General features: G+C 69.5%; 19 protein-coding genes and 1 tRNA gene. 3 read left to right on the top strand and 17 right to left on the bottom strand.

Features of this window, described 5'->3' with window-relative positions; genetic code table 11:
* Positions 1–128 precede the first annotated feature (128 nt).
* The 3 genes from lysA to ACFWXC_RS46680 all read right to left on the bottom strand — a co-directional run bounded on the left by lysA (position 129) and on the right by ACFWXC_RS46680 (position 3,407).
* Entirely contained in the window at positions 129–1,520 is a 1,392-nt protein-coding gene (gene lysA / locus ACFWXC_RS46690; protein ID WP_384489258.1) for a diaminopimelate decarboxylase, read from the bottom strand.
* 19 nt (positions 1,521–1,539) lie between these two features.
* Positions 1,540–2,532 carry an ArgS-related anticodon-binding protein NrtL gene (gene nrtL, locus ACFWXC_RS46685; protein WP_384489256.1) on the bottom strand — a complete coding sequence of 331 codons (993 nt, stop codon included), beginning with the start codon at positions 2,530–2,532 and terminating at the stop codon, positions 1,540–1,542.
* Between the two features lie 314 nt (positions 2,533–2,846).
* The gene (locus ACFWXC_RS46680) at positions 2,847–3,407 is read right to left on the bottom strand and encodes a response regulator (protein WP_384489254.1); all 561 of its coding nucleotides are present in this window, start codon (positions 3,405–3,407) and stop codon (positions 2,847–2,849) included.
* An 82-nt stretch (positions 3,408–3,489) separates the two neighbouring features.
* Here ACFWXC_RS46680 and ACFWXC_RS46675 point away from each other — a divergent pair.
* Together ACFWXC_RS46675 and ACFWXC_RS46670 are read left to right on the top strand one after the other, a co-directional pair.
* Positions 3,490–3,561, top strand: a tRNA-Arg gene (locus ACFWXC_RS46675).
* A 383-nt stretch (positions 3,562–3,944) separates the two neighbouring features.
* On the top strand, positions 3,945–4,403 hold the full coding sequence (locus tag ACFWXC_RS46670) for a DUF3592 domain-containing protein (RefSeq protein WP_384489252.1): 459 nt from the start codon (positions 3,945–3,947) through the stop codon (positions 4,401–4,403).
* Between the two features lie 86 nt (positions 4,404–4,489).
* On the opposite strand, the gene ACFWXC_RS46665 is transcribed toward ACFWXC_RS46670, so the two are convergent.
* The 13 genes from ACFWXC_RS46665 to ACFWXC_RS46605 form a co-directional block, all read right to left on the bottom strand.
* On the bottom strand, positions 4,490–5,377 hold the full coding sequence (locus ACFWXC_RS46665; protein WP_384489251.1) for a nuclease-related domain-containing protein: 888 nt from the start codon (positions 5,375–5,377) through the stop codon (positions 4,490–4,492).
* Positions 5,378–5,483: 106 nt separating this feature from the next.
* On the bottom strand, positions 5,484–6,857 hold the full coding sequence (locus tag ACFWXC_RS46660; RefSeq protein ID WP_384489249.1) for a tyrosine-type recombinase/integrase: 1,374 nt from the start codon (positions 6,855–6,857) through the stop codon (positions 5,484–5,486).
* The gene (locus ACFWXC_RS46655; RefSeq protein ID WP_384489325.1) at positions 6,854–7,024 is read right to left on the bottom strand and encodes a helix-turn-helix transcriptional regulator; all 171 of its coding nucleotides are present in this window, start codon (positions 7,022–7,024) and stop codon (positions 6,854–6,856) included. The genes ACFWXC_RS46660 and ACFWXC_RS46655 overlap by 4 nt, the downstream gene beginning before the upstream one ends.
* A 16-nt stretch (positions 7,025–7,040) precedes the next feature.
* Complete coding sequence (repSA, locus tag ACFWXC_RS46650; protein WP_384489247.1) at positions 7,041–8,405, bottom strand: replication initiator protein RepSA; 1,365 nt, start codon at positions 8,403–8,405, stop codon at positions 7,041–7,043.
* Positions 8,398–8,583 carry a hypothetical protein gene (locus tag ACFWXC_RS46645; protein ID WP_384489245.1) on the bottom strand — a complete coding sequence of 62 codons (186 nt, stop codon included), beginning with the start codon at positions 8,581–8,583 and terminating at the stop codon, positions 8,398–8,400. Before ACFWXC_RS46645 ends, repSA begins: the two co-directional genes overlap by 8 nt.
* Positions 8,584–8,673: 90 nt before the next feature.
* The gene (locus ACFWXC_RS46640) at positions 8,674–9,234 is read right to left on the bottom strand and encodes a GGDEF domain-containing protein (protein WP_384489243.1); all 561 of its coding nucleotides are present in this window, start codon (positions 9,232–9,234) and stop codon (positions 8,674–8,676) included.
* Positions 9,235–9,327: 93 nt separating this feature from the next.
* Entirely contained in the window at positions 9,328–9,654 is a 327-nt protein-coding gene (locus ACFWXC_RS46635) for a SpdD-like protein (RefSeq protein WP_384489241.1), read from the bottom strand.
* A gap of 24 nt (positions 9,655–9,678) precedes the next feature.
* A complete protein-coding gene (locus ACFWXC_RS46630; RefSeq protein WP_384489239.1) occupies positions 9,679–9,834 on the bottom strand; it encodes a hypothetical protein in 156 nt (51 codons plus the stop codon).
* 11 nt (positions 9,835–9,845) lie between these two features.
* Positions 9,846–10,037, bottom strand: coding sequence for a mobile element transfer protein (locus tag ACFWXC_RS46625; RefSeq protein WP_069764280.1), 192 nt, complete (start codon positions 10,035–10,037; stop codon positions 9,846–9,848).
* Between the two features lie 19 nt (positions 10,038–10,056).
* Entirely contained in the window at positions 10,057–10,740 is a 684-nt protein-coding gene (locus ACFWXC_RS46620; RefSeq protein WP_384489323.1) for a DUF2637 domain-containing protein, read from the bottom strand.
* The gene (locus ACFWXC_RS46615; RefSeq protein WP_384489237.1) at positions 10,740–10,943 is read right to left on the bottom strand and encodes a hypothetical protein; all 204 of its coding nucleotides are present in this window, start codon (positions 10,941–10,943) and stop codon (positions 10,740–10,742) included. The genes ACFWXC_RS46620 and ACFWXC_RS46615 overlap by 1 nt, the downstream gene beginning before the upstream one ends.
* Positions 10,944–11,025: 82 nt before the next feature.
* On the bottom strand, positions 11,026–12,387 hold the full coding sequence (locus tag ACFWXC_RS46610; RefSeq protein ID WP_384489235.1) for an FtsK/SpoIIIE domain-containing protein: 1,362 nt from the start codon (positions 12,385–12,387) through the stop codon (positions 11,026–11,028).
* Between the two features lie 2 nt (positions 12,388–12,389).
* The gene (locus tag ACFWXC_RS46605; protein ID WP_384489234.1) at positions 12,390–12,740 is read right to left on the bottom strand and encodes a hypothetical protein; all 351 of its coding nucleotides are present in this window, start codon (positions 12,738–12,740) and stop codon (positions 12,390–12,392) included.
* Between the two features lie 335 nt (positions 12,741–13,075).
* Between ACFWXC_RS46605 and ACFWXC_RS46600 the strand changes: the two genes are divergently transcribed.
* Positions 13,076–14,209 (top strand): XRE family transcriptional regulator, encoded by a 1,134-nt coding sequence (locus tag ACFWXC_RS46600; protein ID WP_384489232.1) that lies wholly within the window; start codon positions 13,076–13,078, stop codon positions 14,207–14,209.
* On the opposite strand, the gene ACFWXC_RS46595 is transcribed toward ACFWXC_RS46600, so the two are convergent.
* A complete protein-coding gene (locus tag ACFWXC_RS46595; RefSeq protein WP_384489230.1) occupies positions 14,193–14,987 on the bottom strand; it encodes an NUDIX domain-containing protein in 795 nt (264 codons plus the stop codon). The genes ACFWXC_RS46600 and ACFWXC_RS46595 overlap by 17 nt on opposite strands.
* Positions 14,988–15,184 lie beyond the last annotated feature (197 nt).

The following is a 15,184-nucleotide window of genomic DNA, read 5'->3' as shown; positions in this document are numbered from 1 at the left end:
GAATGCCCTCGGATGCCGTGGAAGTGCCGCCGAATTGCCGTCGCAATGCCGCCCGATGTGATCCGCCGTGATCCGTCGTGATCGGTCGTGATTCGACGCGCCCCTCCGCGATCGGACGCGATCCGACGTCATCCGACGTCGAGGCGCAGGAGGTCCTCCTCCGTCTCCCGGCGGACGATGACGCGGGACTCGCCGTCGCGGACCGCGACGACGGGCGGCCGGAGCACATGGTTGTAGTTGCTCGCCATGGACCGGCAGTAGGCACCGGTGGCGGGTACGGCGATCAGGTCACCGGGTGCCAGGTCGCCCGGCAGGAACGCGTCCTTCACCACGATGTCCCCGCTCTCGCAGTGCTTGCCGACGACACGGGCGAGCATCGGCTCGGCGTCGCTCGTCCGCGACACGAGAGCGACGCTGTACTCGGCGTCGTACAACGCGGTCCGGATGTTGTCGGACATGCCGCCGTCGACGGAGACATACGTCCGCAGCCCGTCGAGGGGCTTGATGGTGCCGACCTCGTAGAGGGTGAAGGCGGTCGGCCCGACGATGGCCCGCCCCGGCTCGACGGAGATACGCGGAGTCCGCAGCCGGGCGGCCTCGCACTCCCGGCTGACGATCTCGGTGAGCGCCTTGGCGATCTCGTGCGGCTCCCGCGGATCGTCGTCACTCGTGTACGCGATACCGAGCCCGCCGCCGAGATCGATCTCGGGCAGCTCGACACCGTGCTCGTCACGGATGTCCTTCAGCAGCCCCACGACCCGGTGCGCGGCGACCTCGAAGCCCGACATGTCGAAGATCTGCGACCCGATGTGCGAGTGGATCCCGATGACCTCCAGCCCGTCCAGCTGCAGCGCCCGTCGTACCGCCTCGGCGGCCTGCCCCCCGGCCAGCGGAATCCCGAACTTCTGGTCCTCGTGGGCGGTGGCGATGAACTCGTGCGTGTGCGCCTCGACGCCGACGGTGATACGAATCTGCACGCGCTGCCGCCTGCCGCGGGACTGGGCGATGTGGGCGACCCGCACGATCTCCTGGAACGAGTCGAGCACGATCCGCCCGACGCCGGCCTCGACCGCCCGCTCGATCTCCGCCGTCGACTTGTTGTTGCCGTGGAAGGCGATCCGGTCGGCGGGCATCCCGGCGGAGAGGGCGGTGGCCAGCTCGCCGCCGGAGCACACGTCGAGATTGAGCCCCTCCTCGTGCAGCCAGCGCACGACGGCCCGCGACAGGAAGGCCTTCCCGGCGTAGAACACGTCGGCGTCCGGGCCGAAGGCGGTGCGCCAGGCCTGCGCCCGGGCCCGGAAGTCGGTCTCGTCGAGCACGTAGGCGGGGGTGCCGTGCTGCTCGGCAAGGGTCTTCACGTCGACGCCGCCGACCGTGACGGTCCCCTCGGCGTCACGGGTGACGGTCTGGGCCCACACCTTGGGGTCGAGGGCGTTGAGGTCGGTGGGCGGGGCGGAGTAGTGCCCTTCGGGCAGGACGTCGGCGTGACGGGGCCCGGCGGGGTGTGCGGAACGGCTCATTGCTCTTCTGGCGCTCTCTTCAGAGGTGATCGGGTGCGTCGATGCCGAGCAGGGACAGGCCGCCGGCCAGCACCGTCCCGGTGGCTTCGGCGAGGGCGAGCCGGGCACGGTGGGCGGCCGAGGGTTTCTCGTCGCCGCGGGGCAGCACGGTCGGCAGGAACGGCAGGGCGGCATCGGCGACGGTGACGAGATGCCGGGCGAGCCGGTCGGGAGCGCGGTGGGTGGCCGCGGCCGTGAGGATGCGGGGGTAGTCGGCGAGGGCGGTGACGAGGGCGCCCGGGGCGCCGGGGACGTCGCCGGGTTCGGCATCGAAGCCGAGCCGTCCGGCACCGCGGCCGACGGCTCGCGTCCGGGCGTGGGCGTACCGCACCCGGAAGAGCGGGTTGCTCTCGCGCTGCACCAGGTGGTCGGCGGTGATCCGGGGCCGGTCGTGGGCGGCGGGATGCAGCAGGGCCCACCGGGCGGCGTCGGGCCCGAGCGGGGCCGGATCCTCGGGCGCCGGCACGGGCCGGAGACTGACGGGCTCACCGTGACCGACCTGGCCGTGACCGACCTCGCCGCGGCCGCCCTGGGTCGCGACGATCCGTACGACGGCGTCGGCGACGACCTCGGCCCGGACGTCGTACGGCACCCGCAGCGCGACCACCTGCCCGGCGAGGGCGTCGCCGTGGCCGTAGCCGGGGCCGAGGGCGCGGATCTCGGCGACCAGGGTCGCCGTGGGGGACGTGGTGGGGCTGAGGCTGATGTTCAGGAAGCCGGGGCCGGTGACGACGACGGCACCGACGCCGGCGGCGCTCGCGAGATGGGGCACCAGGATCTCGGCGACCCGCATGGGCGGCTGCCCGGCCGGGCGGGCGAGCTGAAGCGCGATGTTGGTGGCGTAGTCCCCACACCCACCGGGCCCCGGCGGCGTGACCACGACCCGCTCCGGCACGCTCACGCTCAGCTCCCCCTCGTCAACAGCACGACGCACCGCGCGCAGCACGGTACGGGAGAGCTCGACGGGGGTCACGGGACAAGCCTAGGGGAGGAGGGGGCTGGGCAGGCGACCCGGTTTGGGAGGGTGTCCGGGATGTGGACGCAGGGGGGTGGGCGACGGGGGCTGCGGCCCGATGGGCTTACGGGCGGGAGGGGGTCTGTATACCTACGCGCCTACGGGTGAGGAGCGGGACGATGGGCCTGCGGCTCGACGGCTCGACGGCTCGACGGCTCGACGGCTCGACGGGATTGTTGCGGAGGGATTGTTGCGGACCCGGGCCGCAGGGTCACCGGTTGAACCAGTTGCACCGCTTGCATGGCCTCTACAGGTCCCCCCGAGGGGTGGACTCACGGGTAGACGGGGTTGCCCCCGGCCCATTCCCCGGAGAACTCGACCTCGCCACCCTCGCCATCTGCGCCGCCGTCTCCCCCGCGCTCCCGCTCCTCCGACTCCTCCGGCCCTCGCCGCCGCTCCATCAACTCCCTTACGAGCCGCACGAGTTCGGAGGGCTCGAAGGGCTTGGCGAGGAAGGCGTCGACACCGACGTCGAGGCCGGTCTCGACCTCGTACTGGGTACAGGCGCTGACGATGGCGAGGGGAAGGTCATGGGTGCGGGGGTCGGCACGAAGCAGAGCGGCGGTCCGCAGACCATCGAGCCGGGGCATGACGACATCAAGGGTGATCACGTCGGGCCGCACCTGATGAACGACATCCAGACACTCGGCACCATCGGCCGCGGTCACGACCTCGAGACCCTCCAGTTCGAGATTGACCCTGATCAGCTGCCGGATGACCTTGTTGTCGTCCACAACAAGCACCCGGCCCGACGCCCCTGGCACAACTCGAGAGTAGGTCCGGACCGGCCACCGCGTCCGGGTTTTCCCGACTTCCGCCCGCGCGGGGAGCACCCCCGGGAAACCCGTTCCTGATCACCCCGACCAAGCTGGTAGTGTTCTACCCGTCGCCGCGAGCAACAGCTCAACGCCAGACGCCCCCGTAGCTCAGGGGATAGAGCAACGGCCTCCGGAGCCGTGTGCGCAGGTTCGAATCCTGCCGGGGGCACCCCTTATGAGGTGCCCAAAGACCCCGTCACCAGCGGAAACGCTGAGGCCGGGGTCTTCTTGCATGTGCAGGCGTATGCGGCCCGAAGCGGCCGTGCGTCGGGGTCTGTGGACGAGGCGTGGACGGGATCTTGGTCTATTGCCGCAGGTGAAGCACTGAAACGAGCAGATCCTCCGGGCAGGCACGCGGAGCCTCTGCCGCGGAGCCGGCCATCACTGCAACCTCGGCGACGACCTGTGTGTCCTAACTCGTAACTGGGCGAGGGGGCGCAGATGAGTGAGCGCAGGTCCATACGGAGCGATGGCCGGGGCACGTACCGCTTTCTCTATGGGTGGGCCTCGCTGGCGCTGGGCTCCCGCTGGGCCAGAGCCCGATCGGCTGCTGTGGGTTTCCTGCTGTTCGCCACCGCGGCCGGATTCATGGGCTGGAAGGCCGGCCAGGAGGACCAGACACTTCAGAACCTCCGAGCGCACGGGCGTAGGACCGAAGCGACCGTAGTCGCCATTGCCGGCCGGTCGGAGGAAGACCAGGCGAACTCCTTGACCGTGCGCTTCACTACGCCGTCCAGCACGGTGCAGGCGGATATCGACGTCGGCGACGGATCGGGAAACGACGCGATGCCCGGCGGCCAAGTACCCATCATCTACAGCCCGTCGGACCCCACGGAGGTCCGCCACGCTGACCGTCTGGACGGATCCGACGCCGACGGGATTCGGCTGGGTTCCGTGGTAGTCGGACTGCTCGCGGCGGGTTTTCTGGTGGGAACCGCGCGAGAGCTGATGCGTGCCAAGGAGCAGACGGAAGCAGCCAAGACGCTGGGCACCCCTCACCCCGGAGCCTGAACGCCACGACTCGTACTCGCGAAGCAGGTCCTCGATCCCTCGGTTGGTGGCGTCCTGCCATCCGTCGAGGCACTTCGCATAGCGGGTCAGCTCTTTCGTTTCGCAGCCGGCGGGAGGTGGCTCCAAGCCTGGCGATGGCGAGCAACGCTGTACACCTGCTCGACCCGCTCCACCGTCAGCACCCCTGAAAGCGGCGCTAGTGCCGCCACCTCACGCTCCCGGTACACGCGCACGCTGAGCTGCGTAGCGACCACCTTCAAGTCGGTCACGCCGACGAAGACGAGCACCGGTTCCACCGGTACAGGAAAGCCGCAATAGCGCTCAAGCACTCGGGCTACCCGCTTGGCCTCCGCCCGGCTCTTGCGCGCGTAGGGCACCGGCTTTCCGCGATCGACCTTCACGGAGTCGTCGCCGACCCACACGGCCCTTTTGTGGTGATGCTTTGTATTGATGCTGAAGACTCCACCGGGCCCGATCAGCAAGTGATCGACATCCACCTTGTCGCCCAAGGGAATGGAGTGCAGGACCCGCCAGCCGTGACGCTCCAAGCGGTTCAGCTCGGCTCCCACCCTCTGCTCCCCCGCCAGACCCGTCCGCCAGGAATCCCACTCGGTGGAGCGCCGCAGGAGCTGTGAGACCACTCGCTTGATCAGGCTTGGCCCGGACTTGGCGAGCAGGTCACGGAGAGACTCGCCGGGACGGTTGGCGGACAGGTCGTCGGCAGCCGTCAGAGGCGGCAGCGGCGGGAGCCCCTCAGCCTCGGGCGTGCTGGGCGTCTTCTGCGGCGGAACCGGTTCGGAGTTGTTCTGTAAGTGGTCTGTCAGTACGGCGATCACGTCGTCGCGGTACTCAGCGAGTAAAACCGTGATGTCCCCCGTCTTCGCATCCGCCCAGCCGACCGCCGTGCCGTCAGGCAGGTTGGCATACAGGCGATCATGTCCGTACCGCTTCCAGCGCGTGACCTTCAGTTCCACGAGTCCCCCTCGTCGGCTCTCGGCTCGAAGCGTCGCAGCAGGTAGGGCACAAAACGAGAGAGGCCCCGGACAAGTTGCCCGAGGCCTCAGTGGGGTGCAGGATGTCTCACTCGTACTCGCGTAGCAGGTCCTCGATCCGCCGGTTGGCGACGTCCTGCCGTCCGTCGAGGCACTTCGCGTAGCGGCTCAGCAGGACCTCGACGCTGTTGCCGGCGCGCTCGGCCACCTCGGTCGGGTCAACACCCGCGTTGAGCCATGTGGACAGTGCCGAGTGCCGCAGGTCGTACGGCCGACTCGCGAGCAGCGAGGACGCCGCCGACGGCGGGAGCGCGAGGAACCGGGCTTCCTGCCAGACGCGGTAGTAGGTCGAGGAGGGGACGACCGAGCCCTTCTCACTGAAGAAGAGCCGCCCGTCGTCCGCCGTGCCGAAGGTCGCCAGATGCTCGCGGAGTGCGGCGACGAGGTGGGGCGGAATCGGCACCCGCCTGACGTCCTCGGTCGGCCGGTTCTTCAAACCGCGATCGTCGTGGGTCTCCCCCGAGTCGGTCCACTGCTTGCCGACCGACGGACGAGTCCGATGGAGCAGCGCCGCCCCCCAGCCCTGTTCGGGGAGGTTCAGGTCTGTCTCGACCAGGCCGACCGCTTCAGCCGGCCGGAGACCGCCGAAGTACATGGCGGCGAAGAGACCCACCAGGCGTCGACCGCGGGCCCGCCGGTAGCCGCCCACGTAGGAGACGGCAGCGAGGAGATTGCGAGCCTGCTCGGGGTTCGCGACTACGCGTGGGTCAACCTGGTTGGAGACCTTCGGTTTCTGCCAGCGGACGGCCGTGATCGGGTTTTCGCGCAGCTCCCCCAGGTCGACGGCATAGTTGGCAGCGTTGACGAGAGTCCGCCGCTTTCGCCGCACGGTTTCGGCTGCCGCGGCCGTGCCGTCGAGCTTTAGTTTCAGCGAGTCCAGTACTGCACGGGCCGTGGCAGGCTCAGCGAGATCGGCGAGCGGCCGCGATGCCTTCGACACCCAGTGGAGGACGTTCCGCACATCGTCCGGGACGTCACGGTCTTCGGGCCCCGGCAGGACGAACGCCCAGTTGCGGAGCGCCTGGCGGATGGCCTGGTCGGACGGCCGTCCAGCCCGCTCGTCGAGGAGCTCCACGGTCACGCTGGTGAGCGATTCGTTGATGCCGTCGCGCGTATTCGGGGCGGCATGTGGCCATTTCATGGCGAGGTACCTGAGGGCGAAGTCGTACCAGGAAACGGCCGACTTCTTCTGTTCCATGGACCCCGGCAGCCCGGACGTCTCATCGAATTCTTCACCGTCGCGCATCGCCCGCATGAGCTTCGCGCGATAGTGATCGGCGAGTGCCTTCGTACGGAAGGAGTCGGAGAAGACGTTGCCAGCAACAGACCACCGAACGCCGTACGAGGGCGTTTTCGTATCACGCTTTCGTACGGCCCAGACCTTCACGTCGAGAGACTTCACGCGGCGGCCTCCAGCTGCCGCAGCCACGTGGCGAAGTCACTCCGCCACACTCGCAGCTCCCCGTTGGGCAGCTTGAACGCGGCCGGCCCATACCCCAACTCACGCCAGCGGTAGAACGTCCGTCGAGACACTCCGCCGAGCTCGCTAAGGATCTGCGGGACGGTCATCAGCTCGTCTTTCACGTCAGGCTCCGTCCAGAGCGGAGAGCGCCTCGCGGGCGGTTTCGCGGTTGTGTTGGAGGTCGCGGGCGATGGTGGCGGCGAGGGCGGATTCGCCGGGGGTGTGGCCGTGGCCGGCGTACTGCCAGTCGGCGAGGACGAGGACGGTGTCCGGCTCGCGGTCGTCCAGGCCGAGGGCTTGCCGTTCCTGTGCGGCGCGGAAGTCGGCGCGGGCCTGGCGGAGCTCCCCGAGGGTGGTGGAGTAGCGGCGGGACTTCGAGGAGAAGTGGCCGCGGAAGCCGAGCATGTGAGCCCACGCCCACAGGCGCCGTTCCGGGTAGAGCGGATCAAGCTGCTTGCACGCTTCGATAAGGCGGCGGGTGTGGTCGGGGATCTGGTGGCGGTCGAGTTCGGCGAGTTCGCCGATGCGGCGGTCCAGCGTGCCGGTGTTCTCCGCGGCCTTGGTGGCGTACTTCGCGACGTAGGAGGCGACCGCCTGTTCGGTGATGTCGGAGCCGTCGCCGAACGCATTCACGGGGCGGACGTCGAGCTGGGTTCCCCACCGGAAGGTACGCGCTGGCTGAGTGCCGACGGCCGGGGCGGAGACCGAGGTGTAGGAGTGCGCGGCGGCCGCGCGGATGGCGTCGGAGAGCAGTCCGACGCTCGCCCAGGACGGGGGCGGAGTGTCGGGGCCGTCCGCTCCGTCGAGGCGGATCACGGCGTGGAAGTGCAGGGCGCCACGCTTTTGGAACTCGGCGACCTTCCCGTAGGAGAGCCGGGCCGACTCCTTCAACTCCCGCTGCGACAGGCTGGCGCGGGCAGCGATCTCACGACGGAGCCGGTTGGTGAAGCGCTGCCACAGGTCGCCCGCGTGGTTGTTGAACAGGACGGCGCCCGCGTAGTCGTACGTCTCGGGATCGAGGGCCGTGCCGAGCGCGGGGTCGGTGGCGGTGTGGTGGGTGCCGCAGCGGCAGGTCCCGCGGTCGGGGCGGTTGTGGACGGGGCCGAAGGACGGGGCGGTGAGTGTGGCGAAGACCCGGGGGTGATCACGGACTGTGGACGGAATGTCGCGGCGGTCGTCTCCGGCCAGGCCCGCGCGGATGAGGTGGTAGGTGTCGCCCGCGAACGTCCAGGCGCAGGAGGGGCAGCGGGAGGCCCGCCGGTTGCCGCACGCGACCCGCAGCCGTCCGCCGGGCTCGTTCTCGGTCGAGTAGTGGTGGAGGGTCTCGCCGGTGGTCTTGTCCTTGCTGAGGGTCCAGCCGGTGAGGTGAACGGGGTCGGCGCAGCCGCCGGTGCGGCGGATCTGCTCGTGCCAGCGGTCGAAGTCATCGGCCGAAGCCACCCTCAGCAGGTCGCCGAGGGTGGTCGGGTCGAGGAGTGCGTCAGACACGAGCGCCCTCCCGGGCGGGCGAGCGGCGAGCGGTTCCGGTGCCGTGGCAGGCGGGGCAGTAGGCGGTGATGGTCCGCAGGTGCCCGTTCAGGTCGCGGCCGCCGAGGGTGATGGCGGCGGAGGCGAAGCCGTCGCAGTTCGGGCAGATCCGGGACGGCGGGCGGGTGCGGTGCGTCATGCTGGGGGTTCCTTTCGATTGCGGTTGGAAGGGGCCGGACCGTCCGGGCGGCGGCGATGCTTGGCGGCTTGTGCGCCGCCCGGAGGCCGGTCAGTGAGAGGTGGGGCGGGCTCCGCGGCGGCCGGGGTGCCCTTTGGCCGCGTACATGGCGGCATCAGCCGCGGTGAGCGCTTCCGGCAGCGCGGGGTGGGGCAGGTCGGCCAGGTGGCAGACGCCGACCGACGCGGCCAGGGGAAGGGTCTGGCCGTGATGTGTGAACGGGCGGTTCAGGTCCCGGATCAGCTCACCCATGCCGGGCTCGCCGTGCCGGCGGGTGGCGACGGCGACGAACTCGTCTCCTCCGAAGCGGCCTGCGACACCGTGGCGCCCGCACCAGTCGGTGAGGCGGGACGCTGCTACGACGAGGGCGGCGTCACCAGCGGCGTGGCTGTGGGTGTCGTTGAGGGACTTGAAGTCGTCCAGGTCGATCAGGAGAACCAAGGCGTCGCGGTGCTGGCGGATGGTGCGCTGAGCACGGGCAGTCCATCCCGCGCGGGTGTACAGGCCTGTCAGCGGGTCGCGACGGGCGGTGGCCAGGCGTTGGGTCAGCAGCCCGGAGTGGGCGGCCCAGCCGATCAGGGGCAGAGCTAAGGCGAGCGCGTGCATCTCCACGGGGGATCTCCTTTACTGCGGTTGGAGGTTGAGCGGGGCCGTCCGGTCAGCGGCGGTGCTTGGCGGCTTGTGCACTGCTGGAAGGCGTGCTTTTCAGCGGCGTGTCTGTCCGGTGCTGAGCGAGCGGATGACCAGGGCACACACGGCGACTGACGCGGCCGTGATGGCGACCGCGAGGAGCATCGAGACCAGGACGGCGCCAACGACCAGGACCACGGCGGTCCCGCTGCCGACGAGGGCGATGACGGCTCCGGGGGTGAGCTGCACGGCCGGCCGCGTCGGGACCGGAGCCGGAGAGATGACCGGGGCGGGCGCGAAGTGCTGCGGGGTCTGCTGGATGACGGCGGTCGGCTCGACGACCGTGGGCGGGGTGATGTGGCCGGAGGGCTGGGGCATGGTCGGAACCTTGGGGCGGAACATGGCGGGGTCTCCCTTCTCGGGTGGTTACTTGATGGCCGTGTCGATGACGGGGGCAAGCAGGCTGTCGGCGAGGAGGTAGCCGCCGAGGAGCAGGACGGCGACGAGCCACCAGGGCGGGCGGACGAGCTTGACGCCGAGCCAGCCGACGACGATCAGGGCGAACCAGAGCGGGACCTGCACGGGGTGTCTCCTCAGCGGGCGGTGCAGCGGTGGGTGCGGGCGGCGAGCTGTGCGGCGGACTGGCTGGAGTAGTCGGCGGACCATCCGCAGCGGTCGTTGGTGCACACGGCGGCGTGTTTGGTGTGGCCGTGGCGGTCGCGGTGCGTGCCGATCTGCACGGGGCCGATCCGCATCACGGAGTGGAAGTGGTCGCGGGCAGGCATGACGGGCTCTCCTTTCAGGTCAGGTGAGTTGGGCGGCGATCGCGTCGGCCAGCTGGGGCGGGACGCCGAGGCGGGCGCGGAGGGTGTCGGTATCGATCGGGGACCCGGTGCGGGTCTGGTGGTCGGCGGCGAGCTTGCGGGCGTGGTCGACCAGTGCGGTGGGAACCGGCGGACCGGACGGCACCGCAGACGGGGCTGCGGGTGCGAGCGCGGGGGTGCCCGCGGCAAAGGTGGCGATGGGAGCGGGCTCCGCCCGCGGTGCGGGAACGGGCTCCGGCGTGACTTCCGCCGTGGGGACCGGGGCGTCTGGCGCCGGCCGAACCGGATCCGGGCCCTCGGAGCTGTGGGAGTGGGCGAGGAGGGTTCCGCCGAGGAAGGCGAGGGCGGGCCATCCGGCGATCCCGAACCGCAGCCAGGCCGGCGGGTGCGCGAGGTCGAGGAACCCTGCGGTGGCGACGTTGGCGCCGAGTGAGGCGACCAGGGCAATCAGGAACCAGCACCAGGCCAGCCGGGACGGCGCGTCCGCGCGGAGCCGCCGCCAGGCAGCGACCAGGAGCAGGTCCACAGAGATGGGGTAGGCCCAGCCCTTCCAGCCGGTCTGTCCGGCGGCGTCGGCGAGTTCGTGGAGGTGGGCGAAGGAGAGGGCTCCGGCGATGACGGCCTGGACGAGGACGGCGTCCACGCGGAAGGCGGGGCGGCCCATCATGAGCCGCCGGGGTAGTCGGGGCCGCCGGCTGGGTCGTAGCCGGGCGGGAACATGCCCGGCGGCGGCTCGGGCAGCGACGCCGCGAGCGACGGGCCGATGGTGTCGATGAACAGGTCGTCGGCGCCGGGCGTGTCCGCGTAGAGGGCCAGTGCGCCGAGCATCAGCACGGTGCGGTGGAAGTCCTCGATGTGCTCACACATGGGAGTCGGTCTCCCTTCTTTCAGGCATGGAGGGGGTAGGGACCTGGCGCGAGACGGTCGCGCCGACCAGGAGCGGGAGGGCTCAGACGGTCGCGGGAGCGGCCTTGGCCAGCGGCTCGGAGACCGGGGCCGGGGCCGGGGTGCCGACAACGGGCCGGAACGGCGCGAGGGCAGGCAGGTCAGGGGTGCGGCCGGCGTGCTTGTTGCAGAGGTTCACGGCCTGGCGCAGCGTGATGTGCGGGGCGCGGATACGGGCCCAGCCGCCGGAGGAGTCGCCGGTCACGGCGATGCCGGGGGTCTCGGCCGGAATCTGGATCGCGGCCAGGACGGCGTCCGGGGCGATGTCGCCGAAGGCCATGTTGGCTGAGGATTCGTCGTTGACGCGGTGGGCGGTGCGGCCGGTGAGCTGGGCTCGGAGCATGGTGATGCCCTTGCCGAGTTCGGAGCCAAAGCGTTGCCCGCAGATCTCCAGGTAGATTCCGGCGGCCCGGCCAAGCTGGGCAAGGCGGACCAGGGCGGTGATGATGCGGTCCCGGCGCTTCTCCTCGTCCTTCGTGGCGAAGAGGGCGAGTTCGGCAACCTCGTCGACCAGGACCACGATGGGCAGCGGGCGAAGGTGGTCAGGGAGGTCCCAAATGTCGGCGGCGATCTCCGCATCGGGCACGTTGACCGTGATCCGCTGCTCGGCCCGGATCACCTGGTAGACGTCTGCCATGTGAGAGACCAGGGCTTCGAGGAGGTCGAGGGCGGTGTCGGGGTTGTCGGCGAGCGCGGAGAACCGGCGGGCCAGCGGGAAGAGTTCCACGCCTTGCTTGCAGTCGATGCCGACGAGTGCGACGTCCATCGGGGCGAGGCCGGCCACCAGGTTGCGCTGGTAGACGGACTTCCCCGACTCTGTGGCACCGAGGGTCAGCCCGTGCGGGACGGCACGGTAGTCGCGGTAGTGCACCGCACCGTCCTCGCGTAGGGCGACCGGAACCCGCATCGGAGCCGGATCGGTCCTCGCGGGCATCTGGACCCGCTTGAGGACGTCGTAGCCGGTCATCCGAACCTCCACCACACCCGAGCGCAGCTCACGGGAGGCGACGCCGTACATTGCGAAGGAGTGGCGCAGCCGGTCGCAGGAGGCGGAGACGTCGAAGGCGTCCTGCCCGGGACGGAGCTTGAGACGCAGCACCAGGCCGGTCCGGGTGGGCCGGAGGCGCAGGATGCGCGGGGCGCGGGACTCGGGGACGGGTCGGTTGGCGAGCCGGGCCATGGCCAGGCGCCAGCGCGACGGCGGCACCGTGAGCCCGCACGCGTCCATCACGGAGGTGTACTGGAACAGGACCCGCACCGCGGCGAAGACGGCACCGAAGGCCAGCCAGTACCAGGCGGGGCGCCGCCACCGCAGGATGACTGCGGCAGCGATGACCAGCACGAGGGCGACTGTTAACGCGGCCATGATCAGGCCACCTTCGACGTCGAGCCGGCGGCGAGCGAGGTGACGGCGACCGCCCGGAAAGCGATGCCGTGGCGCTTCTGACCGTTGAAGTCGTTCTCCCAGGCCGAGGCGACCAGACCGGTGAGGGCAACCGGGGTGCCCATGGTCAGGTCCTCGGAGACGCCCGGCTGAGGAACGGTGAGCTTGAGGATCTCCACCTCGTCGGGCGTGGAGAACATGACCTCCACGGTCATCAGCGTGACGCCGTCCTTGTCCAGGGCGATCTCGCCGGTCCGGCGGTCCTTGACCTTGGGCTGCGGGGCCTTGGCGACCATCACAGTCGCGTTCGTGGTGTCGACGGGAATCTGCCGCATGATGGAACTCCCTTTCAGGGGCGGGAGCGGCGTACTTGCTTGGCGGTGGGTCGCCGCTCCTGTGCTTTGTCGGGTGGCCCGCAGCAAAGGCGCGGGCGTTTGCGCTCTAATCTGGTGCGCACCAGAAGGTTGCATCTGGTGCGCACCAGATGTCAAGCGTTGTCGCCGGCCCGGCTCTTCAACTCGCCTTCCTGCGACCCTTCTAGGGAACCGGTCCTGCCAACGTCCCGGTAGACAACAGGGGTTAACACCCGGCTCGTTAACCCCTGACGACCTGCACAGATATGAGGCATGCTGCTGTTAAGGCTTGGCAACCACAGGCGGGGCGAGGCGACGTGACGAACGGACTCAAGGCAGCACGGAGTGCACGAGAGTGGTCGCAGGAGCGGTTAGTTCGAGAGATCGAACGCCATGCGCATCAGCACATGCTCACCGTTGCATCCACCGCCAGCTTGCGCGTCTACGTCTCGGAGTGGGAGAACGGCCGGCGCTCAATCTCAGCCCGCTACGCGAAGATCCTTCGTGCTCTCCTCGGCATCACGGACGACGAACTGCACGGCAGGGCGGAGGCGTTGGCCGTCCCCATCGCGGCTGATGGATACGACGAACTCATAAGCCGGATCGACGCAGCCCGCAGCGTCAGCCTCACCATGGTGACGACGTTCATGGATCAGACTGAACTGTTCAGGACCATGGACCGCCAGATGGGGGCCGCGAGCCTTGTCGACCCGATGACGGGGCATCTGGCGAAACTGGAAGACGCACTCACCTTCGCCGTACTCCCCGAGACCCGGCGCCCGGTTGCCCTCGCGTTGGCGGGGGCCGCAACGCTGGCCGCATGGCAAGCGCTCGATGTGGGAGCGGTCGAACGAGCCTGGCGTCACTACGAGTTGGGCAAGCGGGCCGCGCAGGAGGCTGAGGAGCCGATGTACCTTGCGCATGCCACGGCCGAGCAGGCGTACGTGCTGTGTGACGCGGGCCGGGCCCCCGTCGCGGTGCGTCTGATACGAGACGCTCAGCGCGTCGGCGGCAAGGCGATGTCACCGCGTCTCACAGCCTGGCTGTACGCGGCCGAGGCCGAGATCTGCGCCCGTGCGGGGATGCCGGATGACTGCCGGCGGGCGCTTGAGAACGCGATGCGATACCTGCCACCGGGGGAGGAGGCCCGAGACGCGGACATGCTGAGCATTTTCCTGAACGAGGGGCACCTCGACAGGTGGCGAGGCAACGCACTGGCCCTGATAGGCGACGACGAAGCGGTGACCAGTCTGTACGCCGCCCTCGACTCCGCAGACCCCACGTTCATACGAGCGTCGGCGGGACTGCGTTGTGATCTCGCCCAGGCGCACATGGCCCGCGGCGAGTATGACCAGGCCCACGAGCACCTGCAGCAAGCCCGGCTGCTGGCGAACCGCACCGGATCAGTGCGTCACCGGCGCCGGATCGAAGATCTCACGCAGCGCTTGTAGGGGCGGCTCCAGCACCCCGTGAGGCGAGCAGGTACAGGAGGGCCACGAGCGTCCCCGAGCCCATGAGTTCCCCGCGGGCCATCAGCCCGGGAATGTCTGCGAGAGGCACCCAGGCGACGTGTCCCGCTTCTTCGAGGTCGGTCGGTTCGCCGACGAGCTTCGCGCCCTGGCCTACGTAGATCTCGTGCGGTGAGTCAACCATGCCGACCATGGGCTGATAGGTGACCACATATTCCAGGGCATCCGGACGCCAGCCGGTCTCTTCCTCGACTTCCCGGAGAGCGGCGTGTGCGGCGTCTTCTCCCTCGTCGACGATCCCCCCAGGGAGCTCCCAGCCGAACGAGTCGGGGACGAAGCGGTAGCGCCAGAGCATCAACACGCGGTCTTGTTCGTCGATGACAGCCGCGATGGCGACATGGTGCAGCCGTACGACGTGGTGCTCGAAGCGCTCGACGCCGGGCGGTTCGACGTCCACAAGACCCAGCTTCACCCAGCGGTTGTCGTACACCGTGCGCTCGCCGTGAATCTGCCACGGCTTAAGGTCGGTTGGCGGCACAGTGCTCACGTATCGGGCCGGCACGCGGTACGAGCTACGGCCGTGGACCTCGATGACGCCCTCAGCGATGAGCTTGGCCAGCACCTGACGAAGTGCCGTACGGCCAATGCTCAGCTCTTCCGAGAGGGTCCGCTCGGAGGGGAGCTTGGAGCCAGGCTGGTACTTGCCTGTCGAGATCCACTCTCGAATCGTGAGATAGACCCGCTCCGACTTCGGTCCCATCCGGTGAGCACACTCCCTGCGTCCTGTGATGCTGGTCCACTCCAGCGTAGCGACCACATACGGAAATCCGTATGGGCTTGGCCAGGCTGCTGATCGCCAGAGTGTCTAGCGTCAGATGAGGCTTGACGGTTGTGCGTCGGTTGAGGCTTTCCGGTTCCTAGCCTGTTGTGCGGTTCGTCGTGCCGTAGGCCTTGAAG

The organism is Streptomyces sp. NPDC058683, assembly GCF_042716195.1.
Classification (GTDB): Bacteria; Actinomycetota; Actinomycetes; order Streptomycetales; family Streptomycetaceae; genus Streptomyces.
Note: the sequence above shows the minus strand (reverse complement) of the source record. Positions and strands in the feature narration are given on the sequence as shown.

Excerpts from the sequence above, each read along its gene's own strand:
- ACFWXC_RS46645 (WP_384489245.1), bottom strand. The coding sequence starts at position 8,583 with ATGACGCACCGCACCCGCCCGCCGTCCCGGATCTGCCCGAACTGCGAC.
- ACFWXC_RS46615 (WP_384489237.1), bottom strand. The coding sequence starts at position 10,943 with ATGTGTGAGCACATCGAGGACTTCCACCGCACCGTGCTGATGCTCGGC.
- ACFWXC_RS46595 (WP_384489230.1), bottom strand. The coding sequence starts at position 14,987 with ATGGGACCGAAGTCGGAGCGGGTCTATCTCACGATTCGAGAGTGGATC.
- ACFWXC_RS46655 (WP_384489325.1), bottom strand. The coding sequence starts at position 7,024 with ATGACCGTCCCGCAGATCCTTAGCGAGCTCGGCGGAGTGTCTCGACGG.
- ACFWXC_RS46625 (WP_069764280.1), bottom strand. The coding sequence starts at position 10,037 with ATGCCTGCCCGCGACCACTTCCACTCCGTGATGCGGATCGGCCCCGTG.
- ACFWXC_RS46605 (WP_384489234.1), bottom strand. The coding sequence starts at position 12,740 with ATGCGGCAGATTCCCGTCGACACCACGAACGCGACTGTGATGGTCGCC.
- ACFWXC_RS46610 (WP_384489235.1), bottom strand. The coding sequence starts at position 12,387 with ATGGCCGCGTTAACAGTCGCCCTCGTGCTGGTCATCGCTGCCGCAGTC.
- ACFWXC_RS46635 (WP_384489241.1), bottom strand. The coding sequence starts at position 9,654 with ATGTTCCGCCCCAAGGTTCCGACCATGCCCCAGCCCTCCGGCCACATC.
- lysA (WP_384489258.1), bottom strand. The coding sequence starts at position 1,520 with ATGAGCCGTTCCGCACACCCCGCCGGGCCCCGTCACGCCGACGTCCTG.
- ACFWXC_RS46620 (WP_384489323.1), bottom strand. The coding sequence starts at position 10,740 with ATGGGCCGCCCCGCCTTCCGCGTGGACGCCGTCCTCGTCCAGGCCGTC.